The organism is Pseudomonas sp. QS1027 (assembly GCF_002814235.1).
Lineage (GTDB): Bacteria > Pseudomonadota > Gammaproteobacteria > Pseudomonadales > Pseudomonadaceae > Aquipseudomonas.
Genome location: NZ_PHSU01000020.1, coordinates 93,177 through 116,027, shown reverse-complemented (window position 1 = coordinate 116,027; position 22,851 = coordinate 93,177). Strand labels below are relative to the sequence as shown.

Below are 22,851 nucleotides of genomic sequence, written 5' to 3'. Positions count from 1 at the left end.
GCAATAGGGCCGATCAGGGTTGAGCCACACGCATTGAGAAGGAACAATGTGTGACTTCGCATTTAGATTTAGGCTTTTTCATGACTTTCCCCTCTCGTTTCCTGGCGTGGCTGATGCTGCCGCTGTTCGCTCTCTGCAGTTTCAACCTGTTGGCCGAAACGGTGGAGGGCGCTCCCCAGGCCCTGCATCTGCTGGACTATATCGGCGCCGATTACCCGCCCACGGTGCACGCGGGCCAGGTGGTCGACGATGGCGAATACCGCGAGCAGCTGGAATTTATCAAGGTCCTGCAAGGGCTGGTCGCCGCATTGCCGGCCAAGCCGGAGCAGGCTGAGCTGGTGCAGGGCATCGAGGGTTTGCAGGCGGCCGTGATGGCTCGGGAGGAGGGTGAAAGCGTTGCTCGCCAGGCCCGGCAACTGGGGGCGAAGCTGGCCGTGGCCTATGAGGTCAGCCAGGCGCCGATCATCACGCCGGACCCGACTCGCGGCGCGCCGCTCTATGCCCAGCACTGTTCGGTGTGTCACGGCGAGGCGGGGGCCGGCGACGGTCCGGCCGGTGTCGGCCTGACACCGCCACCCGCCAACCTGCGGGATGCCGCGCGGCTGGATCGGTTGAGTCTCTACGCGATCTACACCACCCTCGGCCTTGGGGTCGAAGGCACCGATATGCCGGCGTTCGCCGACCAGTTGGATGAGCGTCAACGTTGGGACCTGGCAACCTATATCGCTGGTTTCAGTGCCGCTCCTGCTGCGGTCAGCGACGGAAAAACCTACAACCTGGCCGAGCTGGCCCGTTCGACGCCGGCTGAAGTGCAGGCCGCCGAAGGCCCGGCGGCCGCCGTCACCTTCCGTGCCCAGCGCGCTCAGCCGCCACAGGTCAAGCGCGGTCCCGGGCAATTGCTCGACTACACCGCGACGACCCTGGACAAGAGCCTCGCGGCCTACCGTGCCGGTGAGCATGAACAAGCCTACGACCTGTCCGTTGCCGCCTACCTGGAAGGTTTCGAGCTGGTGGAAAGCTCCCTGGACAACGTCAACGCGACGGTGCGCAAGGACACCGAGAAGTCGTTGATGGCCTATCGGCAATCGTTGCAGGACGGCTTGCCGCTGGAGCAGGTCGAGCAGCGTCTGCATGTGGCCAAGGGCAAACTCAAGGAGTCGGCCGACCTCTTGGGCAATGATGGCCTGAGTCAATCGCTGAGCTTTATCTCCGGGCTGCTGATCCTGCTGCGCGAAGGACTGGAAGCGATCCTGGTACTGGCGGCGGTACTGGCTTTCCTGCGCAATACCGGCCAGCAGTCGGCGGTGCGCAGCGTGCATGTCGGCTGGGGCCTGGCGCTGGTCGCGGGGTTGTTGACCTGGGCGGCGGCGGCTTACCTGATTGATGTCAGCGGTGCCCAGCGCGAACTGCTCGAGGGCTTCACGGCGTTGTTCGCCAGCGTCATGGTGCTCTGGCTCGGGGTCTGGATGCATGACCGGCGGCACGCGGCGGCCTGGCAGGACTACATCAAGAGCAGCCTGGTCAGTGGTGGCGGGCGCTTCGGTTTCGCGCTGCTGGCGTTCTTCTCGGTGTACCGCGAACTGTTCGAAGTGATCCTGTTCTATGAAACCCTCTGGTTGCAGGCCGGCCCCGCGGGACACAACGCCGTGTTGGCCGGTGCCGCCACCGCGCTGGTGCTGTTGATCGGTCTGGCCTGGGTGATCCTGCGCGGTTCGGCGAAGCTGCCGCTGGCGTTGTTCTTCGGGATCAATGCCGGGTTGTTGTGCGCCTTGTCGGTGGTGTTTGCCGGACACGGGGTCAAGGCCCTGCAGGAAGCCGGGATCTTCGGCACGCGGCCGGTGGCGTTCTTCGAGTTCGACTGGCTGGGAATTCATGCCGACGCCTACTCGCTGGGTGCCCAGGCATTGGCGTTGCTGGCGATTGTCGTGCTGTACAGCCGCAGTCGGTTGGCGGAAAAGCGTCGGGTCCAAGCCGCCTGATAATGTGGGAGCCGGCAAGCCGGCTCCCACAGGGAACGCGTTCGACGTTCCCTGGTTTCTGGCGTTAAATGTCTACAGCTTTGGCATTCATTGTCAGCGGATTTTTCCGCCATAGCCCCTAATCTTTGCAGATCGACTCTGGAAGGTTGGCCCCATGGACTTCGTGCCTTACGCGGTACCGTTTTTCATTGCATTGATCGTCATCGAGCTGCTCGCCGATCGCTGGCGTGGCGTGAGCAACTACCGAATGGCGGATGCCATCAACAGCATGAGCACCGGCGTGCTGTCGACCACCTCCGGGCTGCTGACCAAGGGCGTCGGGATATTCGCCTACGCCTTTGCACTGGAGCACCTGGCGCTGTTCGAACTGTCCGCGCAAAAGCCCTGGGTCTGGGTGTTCGCCTTTGTCGCCTACGACTTCTGCTACTACTGGCTGCACCGCATGGGGCACGAGCGCAACATTCTCTGGGCCGCCCACTCGGTGCATCACCAGAGCGAGGACTACAACCTCAGCACCGCCCTGCGCCAGACCAGCACCGGCTTTCTCCTGAGCTGGATCTTCTATCTGCCATTGGCCGTGCTCGGCGTGCCGCTGGTGGTGTTTATCAGCGTGGCCTCGCTGAACCTGCTGTATCAGTTCTGGGTACATACCCGGCACGTGCCCAAGCTGGGCTGGTACGAGTGGTTCTTTGTCACACCATCCAACCATCGGGCGCACCATGCGCAGAATGCGCTGTACATGGATCGCAACTACGGCGGGGTCTTCATCCTCTGGGACCGGCTGTTCGGCACCTTCCAGGAAGAAGACGAGCGCGAGCCGGTGATCTTCGGCGTGACCACGCCGCTGGCCAGCTGGAACCCGTTGTGGGCCAACCTGCAGTTCTATGCGCAGTTATGGGCCGATGCCCGGCGTACGGAAAGCTACTGGGACAAGCTGCGGATCTGGTTTATGCGCACCGGCTGGCGTCCGGCCGATGTCGCGGCGAAATACCCGCTGAACAAACCGGATCTGAGCCAGTTCCGCAAATTCGAGGTGCCCCTGGAGATCCGTCAGCAGATCTACCTGGCCCTGCAATTCGCGGTCTATGTCGGCCTGGGCAGTTATCTGATGAATTTCGGCGAGCATTTGCCGCTGGCGGCGCTGCTGCTGGGCGCCGGCACTCTGGCGCTGGGCCTGTTCGTGCTTGGCGCGGCGCTGGAGAATCGCCCCTGGGCGCTGCGGCTGGAGCTGGTCCGCCTGGCGTTCAACCTGCCGCTGGTCTGGTGGGCGCCGTTGGTCGGACTGTGGCCGGCCAGCCCGTTGGCCTGGGTCGGCGTGCTCAGCTACAGCCTGTTGAGCCTGATCGGTCTGTACTACTGCAGCAAGCCGCGGGTCATTCGTCTGGCCGGTTCGTAGTTTCGGCCAGGCGGGCCTCGGCCCGGGCCAGGCGCGCGCTCCTGATGCGCCGCCAGCTCCACAGGAGCAGGCCGGCCACCAGCAGGCCGCCGAGGACCCACAGCTCGTATTTCTTCACGCTGCCGAGCATCCCTTCGAGAATCGCCCCGAAGTGATAGGCCGCCGCCGCCAGGGCCGCGGCCCAGATCGCCGCACCGATCCCGTTGAGCAACAGGTAGCGACCCGGCGGGTAACCCGACAGGCCGATTGCCACCGGCATCACCGTGCGCAGGCCGTAGACAAAGCGGAAGGTCAGCACCCAGATATCCGGATGACGGCGGATATGCTCCAGCGCCCGGTCGCCCATCAATTGCCAGCGCGGCTTGCGGGCCAGGAGTTTGCGGCCATGCTTGCGCCCCAGGAAATACCACAGCTGGTCGCCGGCATAGCTGCCGAAGAACGCCACGATAACCACCAGGTTGATGTCCATGTATCCGCGGAACGCGAGGAAGCCGGCCAGTACCAGAATGGTCTCGCCTTCGAAAAACGTGCCGAGAAACAGGGCGAAGTAGCCGAAATCCTGCAGAAATTGTTGGAGCATTGTCTGGATGCTGGCGAAATGAACGCGCAGCCTAACCCTTCGAGGACAGAGAGGAAAGTGTCGAAATGTGTCTCGACGTTAACATTTCCTACACAGGCGGCGACTGTGGCGACAGGTCGCAGGAGTAAGCACAACTGTAATTCCTTCGTCATAATGGCCGCTTATAACTGCCATGCTCGCCCGCTTGTGCGGGCTCAGGAGTCTGCCGTGAGCTTTACCCCCGCCAATCGCTTGTTTCCCGCCACCCGTCTGCGTCGCAATCGCCGTGATGATTTTTCTCGCCGCCTGGTGCGTGAGAATGTTCTGACAGTCGATGATCTGATCCTGCCGGTGTTTGTGCTGGACGGTGAGAATCGCCGCGAAGCCGTGGCGTCGATGCCAGGGGTGGAGCGTTTGACCATCGACCTGCTGCTCGAAGAAGCCGAGAAATGGGTCGAACTGGGGATTCCGGCACTGGCGCTGTTCCCGGTGACACCGCCTGAACTCAAGTCGCTGGACGCCAGCGAGGCCTGGAACCCGGAAGGGATTGCCCAGCGCGCCACCCGCGCCCTGCGTGCACGTTTCCCGGAACTGGGGGTGATTACCGACGTCGCCCTGGACCCGTTCACCACCCACGGGCAGGACGGCATCCTCGACGAGCACGGCTACGTGCAGAACGACATTACCGTCGACGCACTGGTCAAGCAGGCCTTGTCCCATGCCGAGGCGGGCGCCCAGGTGGTGGCTCCTTCCGATATGATGGACGGACGCATCCAGGCGATTCGCGAAGCCCTGGAACTGGCCGATCACGTCAATGTGCGGATCATGGCCTATTCGGCCAAGTACGCCAGCGCCTACTATGGACCTTTCCGCGACGCCGTCGGCTCTGCCCTGAACCTGGGCAAGGCGAACAAGGCGTCGTACCAGATGGACCCGGCCAACAGCCACGAAGCCCTGCATGAAGTGGCCGCGGACCTGGCCGAAGGCGCCGACATGGTCATGGTCAAGCCGGGCATGCCGTATCTGGATATCCTTTTTCGGGTCAAGGATGAATTCAAGGTGCCGACTTTTGTCTATCAGGTGAGCGGTGAGTACGCCATGCACATGGCGGCCATCCAGAATGGCTGGCTGGGCGAAGGCGTTATTCTTGAATCCCTGACCGCTTTTAAACGGGCGGGTGCCGATGGCATCCTGACCTACTTTGCCGCCCGCGCCGCCCAACTGCTACGAGAGCAGAAATAGCCCTCACAGGAACACTCGATGAATACCGAAGGACTCAGCGAAGTTGAAGTAAAAGACGCTCAACCGGTGGTCGAGCAGATCGCCGAAACGCCGCCGGAGCTGGAACCCGCGCCGGTGGTTGCCGAAGCCCCCCATGTGGCGGTGCCGTCGGCGGTGGCGATTCCGGGCCTGGATGACAGCAGCCTGTATATCCACCGTGAGCTGTCGCAGCTGCAGTTCAACATCCGCGTGCTGGAACAGGCGCTGGATGAGTCCTACCCGCTGTTGGAGCGGCTCAAGTTCCTGCTGATCTTCTCCAGCAACCTGGATGAGTTCTTCGAAATTCGCGTCGCCGGGCTGAAGAAACAGATCACCTTCGCCCGCGAGCAGGCCGGCGCCGACGGCCTGCAGCCGCACCAGGCCCTGGCGCGCATCAGCGAGCTGGTGCACGGGCATGTCGATCGCCAGTACGCGATCCTCAACGACATCCTCTTGCCGGAGCTGGAAAAGCACCAGGTGCGCTTTATCCGCCGGCGCTACTGGACCACCAAGCTGAAGACCTGGGTCCGCCGTTATTTCCGTGACGAGATCGCACCGATCATCACCCCGATCGGCCTCGACCCGACGCACCCGTTCCCGTTGCTGGTGAACAAGAGCCTGAACTTTATCGTCGAGCTCGAAGGTATCGACGCCTTCGGTCGCGATTCGGGCCTGGCGATCATCCCGGCGCCGCGCCTGCTGCCGAGGATCATCAAGGTACCCGAAGACGTGGGTGGGCCTGGCGATAACTATGTATTCCTGTCGTCGATGATCCACGCACACGCCGACGACCTGTTCCAGGGCATGAAGGTCAAGGGCTGCTACCAGTTCCGCCTGACCCGTAACGCCGACCTGGCGCTGGACTCCGAAGACGTCGAAGACCTGGCCCGCGCCCTGCGCGGCGAGCTGTTCTCCCGCCGCTACGGTGACGCGGTGCGCCTGGAAGTGGCCGATACCTGCCCGAAACACCTGTCGGACTACCTGCTCAAGCAGTTCAACCTGAACGAGACCGAGCTGTATCAGGTCAACGGTCCGGTGAACCTGACGCGGCTGTTCAGCATCACCGGCCTCGACAGCCATCCGGAACTGCAATACACGCCGTTCACTCCGCAGATCCCGAAACTGCTGCAGAACAGCGAGAATATTTTCAGCGTGATCAGCAAGCAGGACATCCTCCTGCTGCACCCGTTCGAATCCTTCACCCCGGTGGTCGACCTGCTGCGCCAGGCGGCCAAGGACCCGCACGTCCTGGCCGTGCGCCAGACCCTGTATCGCAGCGGCGCCAACTCGGAAATCGTCGACGCCCTGGTGGACGCGGCGCGCAACGGCAAGGAAGTCACCGCGGTGATCGAGCTGCGGGCGCGCTTCGATGAAGAGTCCAACCTGCAACTGGCCAGCCGCCTGCAAGCGGCCGGCGCGGTGGTGATCTACGGCGTGGTCGGCTTCAAGACCCACGCCAAGATGATGCTGATCCTGCGCCGCGAGGCCGGCGAGATCGTCCGCTACGCGCACCTGGGTACCGGTAACTACCACGCCGGCAACGCCCGCCTGTATACCGACTACAGCCTGCTGACCTCCGACGACGCCCTGTGCGAAGACGTCGGCAAACTGTTCAGCCAGTTGATCGGCATGGGCAAGACGCTGCGCATGAAGAAGTTGCTGCACGCGCCGTTCACCCTGAAGAAGGGCATGCTCGACATGATTGCCCGGGAAACCCAGTTCGCCATCGACGGCAAGCCGGCGCACATCATTGCCAAGTTCAACTCGCTGACCGATCCGAAGATCATCCGCGCGTTGTACAAGGCCAGCCAGTGCGGCGTGCGTATCGATCTGGTAGTGCGCGGCATGTGCTGCCTGCGTCCGGGCATCGCCGGGGTTTCGCACAATATCCATGTGCGCTCGATCATCGGCCGCTTCCTGGAACACACCCGGGTCTTCTACTTCCTCAACGGCGGCGAAGAGCAGATGTTCCTCTCCAGTGCCGACTGGATGGAGCGCAACCTCGACAAGCGCGTCGAGACCTGCTTCCCGGTGGAGGGCAAGAAGCTGATCCTGCGGGTCAAGAAAGAGCTGGAAAGTTATCTCACCGATAACACCCACAGCTGGAGCCTGCAGTCGGACGGTCGTTATATCCGCAACACGCCGACCGGCAACCAGAACCCGCGCAGTGCCCAGGCCATCCTGCTGGATCGCCTGAGCAACCCGGTCCTCAGCGTACGTTGAGGGTAATGTTGACTCGGGTCAGCCACTCCGCTTCCAGCGCGAAGTCGGCCTGAGTCAGCTGGTTCTGCTCCAGCCAGTCCTTGGGAAACACCACATCCAGGCTATCGCCGTCGGCACGCAAGGTGACCTGCGGCATTTCCTGGGTGCCGCGGATGTGATGGAACAGGATCGCGAAGCGCAGCAGCACGCACAGGCGAATCAGCTTGATGCCTTCATCGCCGAACTCGGCAAACTTGTCCTTGGGAATATTACGGCGGTGCCCGCGCACCAGCAGGGCGAGCATTTGCTGGTCTTCCCGGGAGAAGCCGGCCAGGTCCGAGTGCTCGATCAGGTAGGCACCGTGCTTGTGGTACTGGTAGTGGGCGATGTCCAGGCCCACTTCATGGACCTTGGCGGCCCAGCCCAGCAGTTCGCGCCAGACCCCGTCAGCCAGTTCCCAGGCATCCTTCACTTGATCGAAGGCGTGCAGCGCCTTGCGCTCGACCCGTGCCGCCTGTTCCAGGTCGACGTGGTAACGCTCCATCAGCGAGCTGAGGGTGCGTTCGCGCACGTCTTCATGGTGATGGCGGCCCAGCAGGTCGTAGAGCACGCCTTCGCGCAGTGCGCCGTCGCAGTGATCCATGCGTTGCAGGTCGAGGGCGTCGAAGATCGCTTCGAGAATCGCCAGGCCCGCCGGGAAGATCGCGCGGCGGTCGGGCTTGATCCCTTCGAAATCGATTTTCTCGGCATCGCCGAGCTTGAACAGCTTGCGCTTGAGCCAGGCCAGGCCTTCGGCGTTCACCTCGCCGCTGCCCTGGCCGCCGGCCTTGAGGGCCAGGCCGATGGCGCGGATGGTGCCGGAGGAGCCGATGGCCTCATCCCAGGTCAGGCGGTGCAGCGCGTGCTCGATGCTCATGATTTCCAGGCGCGCCGCGGTGTAGGCCTGGGCGTAGCGGGCCGGGGTGATCTTGCCGTCGCGGAAATAGCGCTGGGTGTAGCTGACGCAACCCATTTGCAGGCTTTCGCGCAGCAGCGGCTCGAAGCGCTGGCCGATGATGAATTCGGTACTGCCGCCGCCGATGTCGGCCACCAGGCGCTTGCCCGGGGTGTCGGCGAGGGTGTGGGACACGCCGAGGTAGATCAGGCGGGCTTCTTCACGGCCGGAAATGACTTCCACCGGATGACCGAGGATTTCCTCGGCGCGGCGGATGAACTCGCCACGGTTGCGCGCTTCACGCAGGGCGTTGGTGCCGACGATACGCACGGCGCCCAGGGGCATGCCGTTGATCAGTTGGGCAAAACGCTTCAGGCAATCGAGCCCGCGCTGCATGGACTCTTCGGTGAGCTGACGGTCCTCGTCGATGCCGGCCGCCAGTTGAACCTTCTCGCCGAGGCGCTCCAGGATCCGGATTTCTCCGTTCTGGGCCTTGGCCACGACCATATGGAAGCTGTTGGAGCCCAGGTCGATGGCGGCGATCAGGGACAGATTCTTGGCTTGGGAATGCGGCATGGTTGAAGGATCTCGGTCGATAACCTCGCCATCGTGCCACGATCAGGCCCGGACGCCAACGTAGGACGCCTGGGAGCATCAGGCCTGGGGCTTGTGGCGAGGTGATTGGAAAATCATTACTTCAATTTTCCTACATAAATATTTCACATTGATGACCTGCGTCATGAATTGTGATGACAGCGATATTTATGAAAGTTGGCAGTGCCTGTCTATCCGTCGCACCAAGAGCGTGGCGACTTCCGGTTTTTTTGTCAGCGGTCAGCGTGGAAACTAGCGTCCGGCGATTATGCCTGGGTGTTAATTATTTATCGGGCTGCATTCGGTGGGTCTAAGTGCTTGCCCTGTTTCGGGTGTGATCCCGGACCGAGTCGTGCAGTCCTGAATAACCTGCATCTGCACACACTTAATAACAGGGAGTAGGAAAATGAAGTTGGTATCCGGATTAGCGATCGGTGCTCTGTTGGCTGCGTTGGGGGGCAATGCCAACGCGGCGGACTTGTTGGTGAAGGGGACCATCGTGCCGGCCAGTTGCACACTCAGCCTGCACAATGGCGGTGTGGTCGATTTCGGGAAAATCCGTGCCGCGGATTTGGGCCTCAACGCCTACACGGCTCTGCAGCCGAGGGGCGTGCCGTTTGCGGTGAACTGCGACGGCGGCACCCGGGTCGGGGTGAAGGCGCTCGACAACCGCTCCAGCAGCAAGATCCCGGGGATCCTGCAGTCGGCCCTCGGCCCGGACTATAGCGATGTGTACAACTACGGCCTGGGGACCACGGCGGGTGGCCAGCGGATCGGCGGTTACGCCCTGAGCGTGACCGACTCCGTGGCCGATTTTCCGCTGGTCAACACCATCGTCTCGACCAATAACGGTTTGAACTGGAATCGTGGTAACGGGGCCTTGGGCCAGTATCAGAACATCATGTCCTGGAGCGGCTTCCTCGCCACTCATCCGGCATCGGTACAGCGGGTCAGCGGTACATTGGAAGTTAAAGCGGTGATCAATAAGACTTCCGACCTGGATGTCACCCAGGAACTGTATCTGGATGGCCTGGCGACGTTGGAACTGCGTTATCTCTAAAGCGCACTGATATTTGCCGGCGCAGGACGCTGTGCCGGCACTCTCTTTCTATGTCTGTTGAATAATAAAAATATATTCGCAAGGAGCGTATGGCTTGAAAGTTGTGCCCCTTATTCCGATGTTCAGGTCATTGTTTATCGGTGTGCTGTTCTTTTTCCTGGGTGTGTTCTGGAGCGCCGCCCGTGCCGATGGCATGCAGCCGGAAACCACGGTGGTGATTCTCTATGAGGAGGAGGGCGAGGCGAGTATCCAGATCAAGAACACCGACGGCGGTCCGGCCTTGCTGCATTCGGCTGTCGAATCCATTCCCGAGGATCTGGAGGCGCTGGTGGTGATCACGCCTCCCGTGATCCGGGTCGATGCCGGCGAGAGCCAATTGGTGCGGTTTCTCAGCGCCAACGGCGAGCCCCTCAAGACCCAGCGTCTGAAACGCGTCACCTTCGAAGGTATTCCCCTGCGCAAGACCGGTCCCGGCGCTACCGTCGGCGTCACGCTGCGCCAGAACCTGCCGCTGATCCTGCACCCCAAGGGGCTGGCCCGACATCCGGCGCCCTGGAAGGAACTGACCTGGCACCTGGAGAAATCCCGGCTGGTGGTGCGCAATGACAGTCCCTATGTGGTGCGCCTGTCGCCGGAACTGGAGCTTAATCCGCACAAGGTCAGCGTGATGCTGGGTCGTGATTATGTCCTGCCAGGGGAGGCGCTGGCGGTGGAAATAGATGCGACGCAGCCCGCGGCCACCTCGGTCACCCTGCAGCCGGCGACGGTCTATGGGTTTGCCGTGGCCCGTCACGAAGCGCCCCTTCTGGTCGAGGCGCTGTGACGCCTCCATGAGAAACCCAAGACAGCCAGCCAGGTTCGTCCCTGCATCGGGGCTGGCGAAGGCACTCGGTGTGGCGGCCTTGCTGGGGCTCGGCGAGCCAGTCGTCGCCGAGAAAAACGACGATGCCACTGAAGCGGAGTTTGACCTGTCGGTGCTTTCCGAGCGCGGCCTCGATCCCCAGGTGGCCGATTATTTCCGCTCGGCGCCACGTTTTCGCCAAGGGACGCAGCGGGTGGCGCTGGAGCTCAACGGCAATCGCCTGGGGCTGGTGCAGCTGCGTTTCGACCGCGACGGCGAGCTGTGTTTCACCAGCGGATTGCTGGACAAGGCCGGCTTGAAAATGCCTGGCGTCGGTGCGGATGCCGATGAGGAGGCCTGTCACGCCTTTCTGCATGAGTACCCGCAGACCCAGGTCATCCTGCGTCCCAACAGCGAGGAGGTTTCCCTGCTGGTGCCGACCCGGGCCCTGCGCGGGCCGGCGCTCGACAGTGGGGTCTACGCCCGTGGCGGCACGGCCGGGCTGCTCAACTATGAGGTGCTGGGGTTCGATACGCGCTCGCGCCAGGGTGGCGGGCGTTTCTTCTCGGCGACCACCGAGGCCGGTTTCAATGCCGGCGACTGGATTGTCCGCAGCCGCCAGTTGCATGTTTCCAATAACGGGCAGGAGCAGACCGAGCATCTGTATGCCTATGCGCAGCGCGACTTCCGACCGTGGCAGACGACCTTCCAGGCCGGTCAGCTCAACAGTGCCGGACCGGTGTTTGCCGGGGTCCAGCTTTCCGGTGTGCAGTTCATGCCCGATGGCGCGCAGCGCGGCCAGGCCGGGCGTGGTGTCCTGGTCGAGGGTGTGGCCTTCGACGCATCGCGGGTCGAGGTCCGCCAGTCCGGGGCGCTGATCCATACCAGCCTGGTGCCGCAGGGCCCGTTCAGCCTGGGCGGCTTGCCGTTGCTCAACGGCACCAGCGACCTGGAGGTCAGGGTGATCGGCCAGTCCGGCAGCGAGCGCCGTTTTGTCGTGCCGGCCGCGTCCTTTCCGGGCGCCACGGCGGTCCAGCCCGGCTACTACCTGGCCCTGGGCCGGCTGCGCGGCGCCAGCGGTCGCGCCGAAGAACCGCCGTTGCTCGCCACCGGCAGCGGCACCTGGGGGCTTGGCCAGGCGGCGTCATTCAGCGCCGGGCTGCTGGGCAGCGATGACTACCGCGCCAGCGGCTGGGCGCTCGACAGCCGCCTTTGGCAGCAGGTTGGCGTCGGCCTGCGCAACAGCCTGTCCCATGACACCCGGCGTGCGCTGGCGGGGAGCCAGAACAGCGTGTCGTTGAACAGCCCGCTGGGGGCGGGTGTCGATCTGGACCTCAGCGCCACCCTGCGCAGTGCCGGTTATCGCGATCTGCTGCAGGCCGGCGAAGTGGGCCTGAGCGACGATCCCGGTTCACGTTTCAAGCACCAGTACACCGCCGCGTTCGGCTGGTCGGACCTGAAACTCGGTGGTTTCAGTCTCGGTTACTCGCGTAATGTGATGTTCGACGGGAGCTTGTCCCGGCGTCTGCACGGCACGTGGAACAAGAGCTACCGCTACGCCAGCCTGAGCCTCAGCGTGGATTCCGACGTCGGCTCGGGTGACGACCGCCATGCCATCGACTCGGGCCTGGGGGTGCGGCTGGGGGTCAGTGTGCCGCTGGGTGGCGACCGGCGCATCAGCAGCTACCTCAATCGCCGTGGCAAGCGCCTCGATATCGGCGGCGACTACCGCGAGCGGGTCAACGAGACGCTCAGCTATGACCTGGGGCTGGAGCAGGACCTCAAGGGCGACCGGCAGATCAGCCGTGGCAACCTGAACCTGATGCCGCGCTACACCCAGGTCGGCCTGGGGGTGACCCGCAACGACTCCAGCAACAGCTACAGCGGGCAGTTGTCCGGAGGCCTTGTGCTGCACGAGGGCGGCCTGACGTTTTCGCCCTACGCGATCCAGGAGACCTTTGGCGTGGTCTCGGTCGGCGATCTTTCCGGCGCCCGGATCGCCACGCCCCAGGGCCCGGTCTGGACCGACTTCAGCGGCCAGGCGGTGGTCGCCGGCCTGCCGGCCTATCGCAGCAGCCAGTTGGAGGTCGACACCCGCTCGTTGCCGCGGCGGATCGACCTGCGCAATGGGGCGAAAACCCTTGAAGCCGGGCGCGGCTCATTCAATCGGGTGGACTTCACGGTGGTGAAGGTTCGACGGCTGCTGCTCAAGGTCACCGACGAAAACGCCGAGCCGTTGCTCCAGGGCGCCTCGGTGTTCGGCGAGGGAGAGACCTTCCTGACCACGGTGGTCGGCGATGGCAGTGTGTTCCTGAGTAATGTCGAGGCCGGTCAACGGCTGACGATCAGGCGGGCGGATCACACGGCCTGCACCTTGTCGGTCGAGTTGCCCGAGACCGTGGACAGCGATCGGCTTTATGAAACGGCCACGGCGGTTTGCCGGGCGAGCCCAGCTTCTGGAAGACCTTTATGAATTCTCGTGTCCGCGTGGTTTTGCGGCGTTGTTGCGTCGCGCTTGTCCTGTTTTCAGCTCCGGCCGGGGCCAATGACTGCACGCTGTCGCTGAGCCAGTCAGAGATCGAACTGGGAGCGCTGCGCTCGGGAGGTTTGTCGCGGGTGCCCGGGCAGCCTGACCTGTTCCTCGGGACGCGCCGCCTGAGCCTGAACATTGCCTGCCCCTGGCCGACCTCGATGGTGCTGCGCTTCGACGGGCCGGCGGCGGGACCGCAGGCCTTTCGCTTCGATCGCCAGGGACGTTTCACGGTCGGCCTGAGCAATGCCCAGCTCGATGGCAAGCCGGTGACCCTGGCCGCGGCGCAACGTCCGGCCGAGGCCGCGGCCAGCCACTTGATGGCGCCGGGCCAGAGCCTGGTGGTGCTGGCCCGGGACCTGCCGGTCAAGGGCCGTTTTTTTTCGGCGCAGGTGGAGGTCGACACCCACCTGCCGCTCAGTGCGACCCGGGTACACGACGAGACGTCGGTCGAAGGTCGCGGACGTTTCGAGCTGCTGTCGAGCGAATAACGGCTCAGGCCGGCTGTTCGACGCTGCCGATGAAGTTCGCCAGCTCCGGTGTCTGCGGACGGGCGAACAACTCCTTGGGATCGCCCACTTCATGCACCTTGCCCTGGTGCATGAACACCAGCTTGTCGCCGACTTCCCGGGCGAAGCGCATTTCGTGGGTGACCATGATCAGGGTCATGCCTTCCTTCGCCAGTTGACGGACCACGCTGAGCACCTCGTTGACCAGTTCCGGGTCCAGGGCCGAGGTGATCTCGTCGCACAACAAGACCTTGGGCGACATCGCCAGGGCCCGGGCAATCGCCACGCGTTGCTGCTGGCCGCCGGAGAGGCGATCCGGGAAAGCGTCGAACTTTTCCCCCAGGCCGACCCGTTCGAGCATCTGCCGCGCCAGCTCGGCGGCCTTGGCCTTGGGCACCTTCTGCACCACCTGGGGCGCGAGCATGACGTTTTCGCCGACGCTCAGGTGCGGGAACAGGTTGAACTGCTGGAACACCATGCCGACCGTCTGCCGCAGCTTGCGCAAATCGGCGCGGGCGGCGTCCAGGTAGTGGCCGTCGACCTCGATCACCCCGTCGTTGATCGACTCCAGGCCGTTGAGGGTGCGCAGCAGGGTGCTCTTGCCCGAGCCGCTGCGACCGATGATCGCCACCACCTGGCCTTCCTCGACGCTGAGGTCGATGCCTTTGAGCACGTGGTGATCGCCGTAATACTTATGCAGGGCAGAAACTCTAAGAAGCGGCATGCAGTCTCCTTTCCAGGTAGCGCGCACTGAGGGACAGGGGGTAGCACAGCAGGAAATACCCGAGGGCTACCAGGCCGTAGATCGTGAAGGGTTCGAACGTGGCGTTGGCGAGCATGCCGCCGGTCTTGGTCAGCTCGGTAAAGCCGATGATCGAGGTCACGGCGGTGCCCTTGATCACCTGCACCGAAAAGCCCACGGTCGGCGCCACGGCAATGCGCAGGGCCTGTGGCAGGATCACATGGCGCAGTTGTTCGTATGGGTTGAGCGCCAGGCTCGCCGAGGCTTCCCACTGGCCGCCCGGAATCGACTCGACGCAGCCGCGCCAGATCTCCGCCAGGTAGGCGCTGGTGAACAGCGTCAGGGCGATGGCCGCCGCCAGCCAGGGCGAGATGTCCACCCCGAGCAAGGCCACGCCGAAAAACACCATGAACAGTTGCATCAGCAGCGGGGTGCCCTGGAACAGCTCGATATAGGCCCGGGCGAAACCTCGGGCAAGGCCGTTGTCGCTGATACGCAGGACCATCACCAGCAGGCCGATCAGCCCGCCGCCGACAAAGGCCGTCAGCGACAGGGCGACGGTCCATTGCAGGCCCACCAGCAGGTTGTCGAGGATGTCCCAGAAGGTGAAATCCATCAGCGGTTCCTCGCGATGTAGCGGCGTCCGAGCCAGTTCAGCAACTGCCGGATCAGCAGCGCCATGACCAGGTAGATCAAGGTGGTCAGGGTGTAGGTTTCAAAGGCGCGGAAGTTGCGGGACTGGATGAAGTTGGCGGCGAAGCTCAGCTCCTCGGTGGCGATCTGCGAGCAGACCGCCGAGCCGAGCATGACGATGATGATCTGGCTGCTCAGGGCCGGCCAGACCTTGCCCAGCGCCGGCAGCAGGACCACGTGGCGAAAGGCTTCGAAGCGGGTCATGGCCAGCGCCGCCGCGGCTTCCAGTTGCCCGCGCGGGATCGCCTGGATGCCGGCGCGGATGATCTCCGTGGAATAGGCGCCGAGGTTGATCACCATCGCCAGTACGGCCGCCTGCCACTCGGAAATCTGCAGGCCGAGGGACGGCAGGCCGAAGAAAATGAAAAACAGCTGCACCAGGAACGGCGTGTTGCGGATCAACTCGACGTAGACGCCGAAGATCGCCGCGAAAGGGCGGATCTGCCAGGCCCTGACCACGGCCCCGACAATGCCCAGGCTGACCCCGAGCAAGGTGCCGATGGCGGTCAGTTCCAGGGTGAACAGGGCGCCGCGCAACAGCAGGTCGGCGTTGTGCAGCACCGGCAGGAAGTCGAACTGATAAGCCATGGAGCGGACCTCAGGCGGGCGCGGTCAGAGATCGGCCGGAAGCGGTTGCTTGAGCCACAGCTGGGCGTTTTTCTCCAGGCTGCCGTCGGCCTTGGCCGTGGCGAGGATCTGGTTCACTTTTTCCAGCAGCGCCGGTTCGTTCTTGTTCACGCCGACGTACACCGGCGAGTCCTTGAGCTTGACCTTCAGCGCCGGAATGCGTTTCGGGTTGCGCTCGGCGATGGCGACCATCACCACGTTGCCGCTGGCGATCAGGTCGACCTGCTTGGCCAGGTAGGCGGCGATGGTCGTGTTGTTGTCCTCGAAGCGCTTGATGGTCACGCCTTCGGGCGCCACGGCGGTCAGCTCGATGTCCTCGATGGCGCCACGGGTGACGCTGATGGTCTTGCCCTTGAGGTCGGCCAGGCCGTTGATCGGCGCGTCCGGCGGACCGAACACCGCGAGGTAGAAGGGCGCATAGGCCCGGGAGAAGTCGATGACCTTCTCCCGCTCGGGGTTTTTGCCGAGGCTGGAGATCACCAGGTCGACCTTGCCGGTGGTGAGGAACGGAATGCGGTTGGTGCTGTTGACCGGGGTCAGTTCCAGCTTGACCTTGAGTTGTTCGGCCAGCAGTTTCGCGGTGTCGATGTCCAGGCCACGGGGTTTCATGTCCGGACCCACCGAGCCGAACGGGGGGAAGTCCTGGGGCACGGCGACCTTGAGGGTGCCACGGGCGATGATGTCGTCCAGGCCATTGGCGTGGGCGGGGGCCTGACTCAGCATCAGGCTGGCCAGCAAGGCAGTGAGCAGGGCGCTACGGCGTTTGGTCATGGCAACTCTCCGAATCCAGAAGGCGATCTCTGTCCGGGGCAGTGCACAGCCCATGCCACACTTGTCCGAAGCCCTGCTCCTGCTGCCATGGCGGTGCTTTTCATGGTCTTACTGGTCTGAACAGTCGCAGTGCTTTTCGCACCCTTATCGCGCATTTGTTCGCGGCGCTGAACCAGTGCTGGGCGTGACTTGCCGGATCTTGCCAATAGCTTTACAACTAGCGCTTTCCCGGACCGACAGCTGAATAAAAACGATGAATTCGATCTCCCGCGCCGTCCCGGAAGTGGCGCTGCAAGCTATTCGTAAACTGATTGCCGACGAGGGTTTCGGCCCGGGCGACGTACTGCCTTCGCAGCGCGACCTGGCACTCCGGCTGGGGGTGAGCCGGGCGTCGCTGCGCGAGGCGTTGTCGTCCCTGAGTGCCCTGGGGGTGATCAGCGTGCAACCGGGCAAGGGTGTGTTCGTGCAGGCGCCGATGGAGTTGGCGCCGGCGGCCGGTGGCCTGGCCTGGCCGTTCGCGGCCCAGGCTTCGGCGGAGGATATCTTCCAGTTGCGTTATGCCCTGGAGGGTTTTGCCGCCGGCCTGGCGGCGGTGACGCTGACGGCCGATGAGCTGGATGCCTTGCAGGACAACGTCGAGGCCCTGCGGCTGGAACTCAAGGCCGGGGATTTCGAGGCGGCCGCGCGGCTGGATTTCGATTTTCACCGGCGCATCCTGCTGGCCAGCGGCAATCAGGCCATGGCCAGTATCCTCAGTGCCAGTGCCGAGCTGTTCCTGGAAAGCCAGAAACTGCCGTTCATCCGGGCGGAGCGGGCCATGGAAACCTGGCAGGAGCACCGCAAGATCCTTCGCGCCCTGGCCCGTCGCGCCTCGGGGCCGGCACAAAAGGCGATGCAGGAACATGTGCGCAATGCCGCCCTGCGCACCGGTATTGCCTTCGTCACGCCCGGCTGACCACTGGCATTTGTGTGCAGGGGGCGTATTGGCTATACCCAAACTAATCATTTGTCATAGTTAGACTCAATCAACTGCGGCTTCCTGTACGTAGGAAGGACGGCTATGATGGGCAACGTTTTTTTTGGCTTACAAATCCGGAGACTTCCATGAGCAGCGATCTGATCAAACACGTTAGCGACGCTAGCTTCGACGCTGATGTACTCAAGGCCGAGGGCGCTGTACTGGTCGACTACTGGGCTGAATGGTGCGGTCCCTGCAAGATGATCGCCCCTGTGCTGGACGAAGTCGCCGAGACCTACAAAGGCAAGCTGACGATCGCCAAGCTGAACATCGATGAAAACCAGGAAACCCCGGCCAAGCACGGCGTGCGTGGTATTCCGACCCTGATGCTGTTCAAGAACGGCAACGTCGAAGCGACCAAGGTCGGTGCACTGTCCAAGTCCCAGCTGACCGCTTTCCTCGACGCTCACCTGTAAGGTCGGCATCGTCAAAAAAGGCCCCGCAAATAGCGGGGCTTTTTTCGTTCTCAGGGGCTAGACGTTCACAATTGCAGGTGTTACATTCGGCCCCGCACTGGTTTCTCCACTGCCCCCTGCAAGCCGTCGCCGACGCACTCCATTTCGAACAAGTACGCGATCCTGTCGCCTTCTCTGCGGCGCGGCCTCATTAAGCCAAAAGCTTAATTTCTCCCCCCTCCATAAATGATTACGTCATTCCTATATGAATCTGACTGAACTCAAGCAAAAGCCGATTACCGAACTGCTCGAATTGGCCGAACAGATGGGCATAGAAAATATGGCCCGTTCGCGCAAGCAGGATGTGATTTTCTCCCTGCTGAAAAAGCACGCGAAAAGCGGCGAGGAAATCTCCGGTGATGGCGTGCTGGAGATCCTCCAGGACGGCTTCGGCTTCCTCCGCTCTTCGGATGCCTCCTACCTGGCCGGCCCGGACGACATCTACGTTTCGCCGAGCCAGATCCGCCGCTTCAACCTGCGCACCGGTGACACCATCGTCGGCAAGATCCGTCCGCCGAAGGAAGGTGAGCGTTATTTCGCTCTGCTCAAGGTCGACACGATCAACTTCGATCGTCCGGAAAACGCGAAGAACAAGATTCTCTTCGAGAACCTGACCCCGCTGTTCCCGACCGTGCGCATGAAGATGGAAGCCGGTAACGGTTCCACCGAAGACCTCACCGGTCGTGTGATCGACCTCTGTGCACCGATCGGCAAAGGCCAGCGCGGCCTGATCGTGGCACCGCCGAAAGCCGGCAAGACGATCATGCTGCAGAACATTGCGGCGAACATCACCCGCAACAACCCGGAAGTGCACCTGATCGTCCTGCTGATCGACGAGCGCCCGGAAGAAGTGACCGAAATGCAGCGCACCGTGCGCGGCGAAGTGGTCGCCTCGACGTTCGACGAGCCGCCAACCCGTCACGTGCAAGTGGCCGAAATGGTCATCGAGAAGGCCAAGCGCCTGGTCGAGCACAAGAAGGACGTGGTCATCCTGCTCGACTCCATCACCCGTCTGGCGCGTGCCTACAACACCGTGATCCCGAGCTCCGGCAAGGTCCTGACCGGTGGTGTCGATGCCCACGCCCTGGAGAAGCCAAAGCGTTTCTTCGGTGCCGCGCGTAACATCGAGGAAGGCGGTTCGCTGACCATCATCGCCACCGCGCTGGTTGAAACCGGCTCGAAGATGGACGAAGTGATCTACGAAGAGTTCAAGGGTACCGGCAACATGGAACTGCCCCTGGACCGCAAGATCGCTGAAAAGCGCGTCTTCCCGGCGATCAACATCAACCGTTCCGGCACCCGCCGCGAAGAGTTGCTGACCGCCGACGACGAGCTGCAGCGCATGTGGATCCTGCGCAAGCTGCTGCATCCCATGGATGAAGTCGCTGCCATCGAGTTCTTGATCGACAAGCTGAAACAGACCAAGACCAACGATGAGTTCTTCCTGTCGATGAAACGCAAGTAAGTCGAGCAGGGCCGCAAAAGCCGGGGAAACCCGGCTTTTTGCTGTCCGGGTGTTGTTCGATTGCGCGGTATCGGGGCGAACCGGGTAAACTGCCCACCCCGAACGCCACGGATCTACGAGGCTCACGCATGCAGTATCGCGACTTGCGCGACTTTATCAGCGGCCTGGAACAGCGCGGCGAACTCAAGCGCATCCAGGTTCCGGTTTCCCCTGTCCTGGAAATGACCGAGGTCTGCGACCGCACCCTGCGGGCCAAGGGGCCGGCGTTGCTGTTCGAGAATCCCACCGGTTTTGATATCCCCGTGCTCGGCAACCTGTTCGGCACGCCCGAGCGCGTAGCCCTGGGCATGGGCGCCGAAGCGGTCAGCGAGCTGCGGGAAATCGGCAAGCTGCTGGCCTTCCTCAAGGAGCCGGAGCCGCCCAAGGGGCTCAAGGACGCCTGGTCCAAGCTGCCGATCTTCCGCAAGATCATTGCCATGGCGCCGAAGGTGGTCAAGGACGCGCCCTGCCAGGAAATCATCATCGAAGGCGATGATGTCGACCTTGGCAAGCTGCCGGTCCAGCATTGCTGGCCGGGCGACGTCGCGCCGCTGATCACCTGGGGCCTGACGGTCACCAAGGGGCCGAACAAGGACCGCCAGAACCTCGGCATCTATCGCCAGCAGGTGATCGGCCGCAACAAGGTGATCATGCGCTGGCTCAGCCACCGTGGCGGTGCGCTGGATTATCGTGAGTGGTGCGAGAAGCATCCGGGCCAGCCGTTCCCGGTGTCCGTGGCCCTGGGCGCGGACCCGGCGACCATTCTCGGCGCCGTGACCCCGGTGCCGGACAGCCTCTCCGAATACGCCTTCGCGGGTCTTCTGCGGGGCAACCGCACCGAACTGATCAAATGCCGCGGCAATGACCTGCAGGTGCCGGCGTCGGCGGAAATCGTCCTGGAAGGCGTGATCCATCCGGGGGAAATGGCCCCGGAAGGCCCTTACGGCGATCACACCGGCTACTACAACGAAGTCGACAGTTTCCCGGTGTTTACCGTGGAGCGCATCACCCACCGGATCAAGCCGATCTACCACAGCACCTACACCGGTCGACCACCGGATGAACCGGCGATTCTCGGTGTGGCGCTGAACGAAGTGTTCGTGCCGATCCTGCAGAAGCAGTTCCCGGAAATCACCGACTTCTACCTGCCGCCGGAAGGTTGCTCGTACCGCATGGCCATTGTCACCATGAAGAAGTCGTATCCGGGCCACGCCAAGCGCGTCATGTTGGGTGTCTGGTCGTTTTTGCGACAGTTCATGTATACCAAGTTCGTTATCGTCACCGACGACGATATCAACGCCCGCGACTGGAACGACGTGATCTGGGCCATCACCACGCGCATGGACCCCAAGCGCGATACGGTGATGATCGATAACACGCCGATCGATTACCTCGACTTCGCCTCGCCGGTGTCCGGCCTGGGTTCGAAGATGGGGCTTGATGCCACGCACAAATGGCCCGGCGAGACCACGCGTGAGTGGGGCCGGGTGATCGTCAAGGATGAGGCCGTGACCCGACGGGTCGATGCCATTTGGAATCAGTTAGGAATAGATTGATGCGTGTGACCTTGCAGCCGTCCGGCGCCGTGCTTGAGATACGGCCCGGCGAGCGGATTCTCGACGGTGCCCGGCGCCTGGGTTATGACTGCCCGCAGAGCTGTCGCAATGGCAACTGCCATGTCTGCGCCGCGTTGCTGGTGGAAGGGCGGGTCGCGCAGGCCGGTGACGTGCGTGACCATGGCGAGTTCTACACTTGTATTGCCGAACCCCTGGAAGATTGTGTGGTGCTCTGGGATGGCGTGCTTGCGCAAGGAGAACTGCCGGTGCGAAAGCTGGCCTGCCAGTTGATCGAATGTGCCGAGATCGGCGGCGATGTCTGGCGTGTGCGCCTGCGTGCGCCGGCGGGCAAGCTGCCGCGTTATCACGCCGGCCAGTACCTGATGATCGAGCGCGACAGTGGCGAGAAATCGGCGTTTTCCCTGGCCTCGGCGCCCCATGCCGGGCGTGATCTGGAGCTGCATGTGCTGGTGCGCGAAGCCAGTGCCCAGCGTTTGATCGAGCAGTTGCAGCGCAACGGCATGGCGCGGGTCGAGCTGCCGTTTGGCGATACCCACCTGGCCCAGCTGCCGGATGGACCGCTGGTGTTGATCGCGGCGGGCACCGGCATGGCGCAGATGAACAGCCTGATCGAGCATTGCCGCTCCAGTGGCTTTCAGCACCCGGTGCACTTGTACTGGGGTGTGCGCCGGCCCGAGGATTTCTACACGCTGGAGCATTGGGAGGAGTGGAAGCAGTTGCCGAACCTGTTCCTGCACAAGGTGGTCAGCGATCTGTGTGGCTGGGAAGGGCGTTGCGGCATGCTGCACGAGGCGGTCCGCGAAGACATTGCCGATCTGTCGGGGGTGAGTGTCTATGCCAGCGGCTCGCCGGCGATGATCTATGCGACGCTGGACGCCCTGGTGAACGCCGGGATGGATGCGCATCAGATGCGTGCCGATGTGTTTGCTTACGCGCCCAGGCCCTAGTGCCCGGCGTTTGATTCTTCTGCACCTGTTCCATCGCCTTCGCGGGCAAGCCCTGCTCCTACAGTACGGCATCGATTGCAGATTTTGTGTACGACACAGAACTGTAGGAGCAGGGCTTGCCGGGACGCCGCATCGCCGCGAAGAGGCCCTCAAGACCGCCGAAGAATCCTCAGAAACGCACGCCGGCGGTGAGCATCGCCGCATTGAACCCCAGCAATACCACCTCCGTCGCCACCGGCCCGTAATGCGCGCCGACCGAAGGAATGATCACGGGCGCAACGCCCAACTGGTTCAAGGGAATCTTGTCGCGATATTCACCTTTGTAGCCTTGCAGTAAGCCGCCTGTGACCTTCAGGTACACCGGATAGCGATCACTCTCGAAGCGTTTGCCCGCATAGGCGTAATACGAACGCTGGCTGAACGAGTTGCGAAATGTCGCCGCCCCATAAAGAAACCCCGAAGCGTCATTGCGTTCCAGGCCGATCAGGTCCTGGTGATTGTTGTGGTCCGGGTCCGGCGAGAAATGGCGGGTGACGACGCTGGTTTGCAGATACCAGAAGCCCTTGTCAGCCGCGTCCGAATCGTTCGACGCCCAGGCGCTGGGCACCAGCAGGAACAGGCACAAGGCCCGGATAAGGAGTGATGGGTTCATG

The 22,851-nt window shown here is 62.9% G+C and carries 20 protein-coding genes; 13 read left to right on the top strand and 7 right to left on the bottom strand.

Translation table 11 applies throughout. The features are described 5' to 3' along the window. Positions 1 to 80: 80 nt before the first annotated feature. Positions 81 to 1,979 (top strand): cytochrome c/FTR1 family iron permease, encoded by a 1,899-nt coding sequence (locus tag CWE01_RS19145; RefSeq protein WP_100942111.1) that lies wholly within the window; start codon positions 81 to 83, stop codon positions 1,977 to 1,979. A 154-nt stretch (positions 1,980 to 2,133) separates the two neighbouring features. Beyond that, entirely contained in the window at positions 2,134 to 3,375 is a 1,242-nt protein-coding gene (locus CWE01_RS19140; RefSeq protein ID WP_100942110.1) for a sterol desaturase family protein, read from the top strand. Here the strand turns inward: CWE01_RS19140 and CWE01_RS19135 are convergent. Continuing rightward, the gene (locus CWE01_RS19135; protein WP_100942109.1) at positions 3,353 to 3,955 is read right to left on the bottom strand and encodes a DedA family protein; all 603 of its coding nucleotides are present in this window, start codon (positions 3,953 to 3,955) and stop codon (positions 3,353 to 3,355) included. The two genes, CWE01_RS19140 and CWE01_RS19135, sit on opposite strands and share 23 nt — an antisense overlap. Positions 3,956 to 4,162: 207 nt before the next feature. On the opposite strand from CWE01_RS19135, the gene hemB reads away from it, so the two are divergent. Then, entirely contained in the window at positions 4,163 to 5,176 is a 1,014-nt protein-coding gene (hemB, locus tag CWE01_RS19130) for a porphobilinogen synthase (protein ID WP_100942108.1), read from the top strand. 18 nt (positions 5,177 to 5,194) lie between these two features. Continuing rightward, entirely contained in the window at positions 5,195 to 7,417 is a 2,223-nt protein-coding gene (gene ppk1, locus CWE01_RS19125) for a polyphosphate kinase 1 (protein WP_100942107.1), read from the top strand. On the opposite strand, the gene ppx is transcribed toward ppk1, so the two are convergent. After that, positions 7,404 to 8,906: an exopolyphosphatase gene (gene ppx / locus CWE01_RS19120; RefSeq protein ID WP_100942106.1), complete on the bottom strand. Its 1,503-nt coding sequence runs from the start codon at positions 8,904 to 8,906 to the stop codon at positions 7,404 to 7,406. The two genes, ppk1 and ppx, sit on opposite strands and share 14 nt — an antisense overlap. Positions 8,907 to 9,330: 424 nt before the next feature. Between ppx and CWE01_RS19115 the strand changes: the two genes are divergently transcribed. The 4 genes from CWE01_RS19115 to CWE01_RS19100 all read left to right on the top strand — a co-directional run bounded on the left by CWE01_RS19115 (position 9,331) and on the right by CWE01_RS19100 (position 13,846). Beyond that, the gene (locus CWE01_RS19115; RefSeq protein WP_100942105.1) at positions 9,331 to 9,984 is read left to right on the top strand and encodes a DUF1120 domain-containing protein; all 654 of its coding nucleotides are present in this window, start codon (positions 9,331 to 9,333) and stop codon (positions 9,982 to 9,984) included. A gap of 118 nt (positions 9,985 to 10,102) precedes the next feature. Continuing rightward, positions 10,103 to 10,807, top strand: a complete 705-nt coding sequence (locus CWE01_RS19110; protein ID WP_100942104.1) for a fimbria/pilus chaperone family protein — start codon at positions 10,103 to 10,105, stop codon at positions 10,805 to 10,807. Positions 10,808 to 10,814: 7 nt separating this feature from the next. Then, positions 10,815 to 13,298, top strand: a complete 2,484-nt coding sequence (locus CWE01_RS19105) for a fimbria/pilus outer membrane usher protein (RefSeq protein WP_100942103.1) — start codon at positions 10,815 to 10,817, stop codon at positions 13,296 to 13,298. Then, positions 13,295 to 13,846 carry a hypothetical protein gene (locus tag CWE01_RS19100; RefSeq protein WP_100942102.1) on the top strand — a complete coding sequence of 184 codons (552 nt, stop codon included), beginning with the start codon at positions 13,295 to 13,297 and terminating at the stop codon, positions 13,844 to 13,846. Before CWE01_RS19105 ends, CWE01_RS19100 begins: the two co-directional genes overlap by 4 nt. Positions 13,847 to 13,850: 4 nt before the next feature. On the opposite strand, the gene CWE01_RS19095 is transcribed toward CWE01_RS19100, so the two are convergent. From CWE01_RS19095 to CWE01_RS19080, 4 genes are read right to left on the bottom strand one after another with little or no spacing between them, the layout of a single operon-like run. Continuing rightward, complete coding sequence (locus CWE01_RS19095) at positions 13,851 to 14,588, bottom strand: amino acid ABC transporter ATP-binding protein (RefSeq protein ID WP_100942101.1); 738 nt, start codon at positions 14,586 to 14,588, stop codon at positions 13,851 to 13,853. Then, the gene (locus tag CWE01_RS19090) at positions 14,575 to 15,225 is read right to left on the bottom strand and encodes an amino acid ABC transporter permease (protein ID WP_177410497.1); all 651 of its coding nucleotides are present in this window, start codon (positions 15,223 to 15,225) and stop codon (positions 14,575 to 14,577) included. Before CWE01_RS19090 ends, CWE01_RS19095 begins: the two co-directional genes overlap by 14 nt. Then, on the bottom strand, positions 15,222 to 15,887 hold the full coding sequence (locus tag CWE01_RS19085) for an amino acid ABC transporter permease (protein ID WP_100942099.1): 666 nt from the start codon (positions 15,885 to 15,887) through the stop codon (positions 15,222 to 15,224). Before CWE01_RS19085 ends, CWE01_RS19090 begins: the two co-directional genes overlap by 4 nt. Before the next feature lie 24 nt (positions 15,888 to 15,911). Further along, the gene (locus CWE01_RS19080) at positions 15,912 to 16,697 is read right to left on the bottom strand and encodes a transporter substrate-binding domain-containing protein (protein WP_100942098.1); all 786 of its coding nucleotides are present in this window, start codon (positions 16,695 to 16,697) and stop codon (positions 15,912 to 15,914) included. A 253-nt stretch (positions 16,698 to 16,950) separates the two neighbouring features. Between CWE01_RS19080 and CWE01_RS19075 the strand changes: the two genes are divergently transcribed. The 5 genes from CWE01_RS19075 to CWE01_RS19055 all read left to right on the top strand — a co-directional run bounded on the left by CWE01_RS19075 (position 16,951) and on the right by CWE01_RS19055 (position 22,198). Next, positions 16,951 to 17,652, top strand: coding sequence for a FadR/GntR family transcriptional regulator (locus tag CWE01_RS19075; RefSeq protein WP_100942097.1), 702 nt, complete (start codon positions 16,951 to 16,953; stop codon positions 17,650 to 17,652). Positions 17,653 to 17,801: 149 nt separating this feature from the next. Beyond that, on the top strand, positions 17,802 to 18,131 hold the full coding sequence (gene trxA / locus CWE01_RS19070) for a thioredoxin TrxA (RefSeq protein ID WP_100942096.1): 330 nt from the start codon (positions 17,802 to 17,804) through the stop codon (positions 18,129 to 18,131). Between the two features lie 244 nt (positions 18,132 to 18,375). Continuing rightward, positions 18,376 to 19,635: a transcription termination factor Rho gene (gene rho, locus CWE01_RS19065; RefSeq protein ID WP_100942095.1), complete on the top strand. Its 1,260-nt coding sequence runs from the start codon at positions 18,376 to 18,378 to the stop codon at positions 19,633 to 19,635. A gap of 128 nt (positions 19,636 to 19,763) precedes the next feature. Then, positions 19,764 to 21,230, top strand: coding sequence for a 4-hydroxy-3-polyprenylbenzoate decarboxylase (gene ubiD, locus CWE01_RS19060; protein ID WP_100942094.1), 1,467 nt, complete (start codon positions 19,764 to 19,766; stop codon positions 21,228 to 21,230). Continuing rightward, on the top strand, positions 21,230 to 22,198 hold the full coding sequence (locus CWE01_RS19055; RefSeq protein ID WP_100942093.1) for a CDP-6-deoxy-delta-3,4-glucoseen reductase: 969 nt from the start codon (positions 21,230 to 21,232) through the stop codon (positions 22,196 to 22,198). Before ubiD ends, CWE01_RS19055 begins: the two co-directional genes overlap by 1 nt. Positions 22,199 to 22,367: 169 nt before the next feature. Here the strand turns inward: CWE01_RS19055 and CWE01_RS19050 are convergent, their stop codons facing one another. Next, a complete protein-coding gene (locus CWE01_RS19050; RefSeq protein WP_218177101.1) occupies positions 22,368 to 22,850 on the bottom strand; it encodes a sn-glycerol-3-phosphate transporter in 483 nt (160 codons plus the stop codon). Position 22,851: the final 1 nt, after the last annotated feature.

Coding starts and splice junctions, on each gene's coding strand:
- CWE01_RS19145 (WP_100942111.1), top strand. CDS start 81: ATGACTTTCCCCTCTCGTTTCCTGGCGTGGCTGATGCTGCCGCTGTTC.
- CWE01_RS19140 (WP_100942110.1), top strand. CDS start 2,134: ATGGACTTCGTGCCTTACGCGGTACCGTTTTTCATTGCATTGATCGTC.
- CWE01_RS19135 (WP_100942109.1), bottom strand. CDS start 3,955: ATGCTCCAACAATTTCTGCAGGATTTCGGCTACTTCGCCCTGTTTCTC.
- ppk1 (WP_100942107.1), top strand. CDS start 5,195: ATGAATACCGAAGGACTCAGCGAAGTTGAAGTAAAAGACGCTCAACCG.
- ppx (WP_100942106.1), bottom strand. CDS start 8,906: ATGCCGCATTCCCAAGCCAAGAATCTGTCCCTGATCGCCGCCATCGAC.
- CWE01_RS19115 (WP_100942105.1), top strand. CDS start 9,331: ATGAAGTTGGTATCCGGATTAGCGATCGGTGCTCTGTTGGCTGCGTTG.
- CWE01_RS19110 (WP_100942104.1), top strand. CDS start 10,103: ATGTTCAGGTCATTGTTTATCGGTGTGCTGTTCTTTTTCCTGGGTGTG.
- CWE01_RS19105 (WP_100942103.1), top strand. CDS start 10,815: ATGAGAAACCCAAGACAGCCAGCCAGGTTCGTCCCTGCATCGGGGCTG.
- CWE01_RS19100 (WP_100942102.1), top strand. CDS start 13,295: ATGAATTCTCGTGTCCGCGTGGTTTTGCGGCGTTGTTGCGTCGCGCTT.
- CWE01_RS19095 (WP_100942101.1), bottom strand. CDS start 14,588: ATGCCGCTTCTTAGAGTTTCTGCCCTGCATAAGTATTACGGCGATCAC.
- CWE01_RS19085 (WP_100942099.1), bottom strand. CDS start 15,887: ATGGCTTATCAGTTCGACTTCCTGCCGGTGCTGCACAACGCCGACCTG.
- CWE01_RS19080 (WP_100942098.1), bottom strand. CDS start 16,697: ATGACCAAACGCCGTAGCGCCCTGCTCACTGCCTTGCTGGCCAGCCTG.
- CWE01_RS19075 (WP_100942097.1), top strand. CDS start 16,951: ATGAATTCGATCTCCCGCGCCGTCCCGGAAGTGGCGCTGCAAGCTATT.
- trxA (WP_100942096.1), top strand. CDS start 17,802: ATGAGCAGCGATCTGATCAAACACGTTAGCGACGCTAGCTTCGACGCT.
- rho (WP_100942095.1), top strand. CDS start 18,376: ATGAATCTGACTGAACTCAAGCAAAAGCCGATTACCGAACTGCTCGAA.
- ubiD (WP_100942094.1), top strand. CDS start 19,764: ATGCAGTATCGCGACTTGCGCGACTTTATCAGCGGCCTGGAACAGCGC.
- CWE01_RS19055 (WP_100942093.1), top strand. CDS start 21,230: ATGCGTGTGACCTTGCAGCCGTCCGGCGCCGTGCTTGAGATACGGCCC.
- CWE01_RS19050 (WP_218177101.1), bottom strand. CDS start 22,850: ATGAACCCATCACTCCTTATCCGGGCCTTGTGCCTGTTCCTGCTGGTG.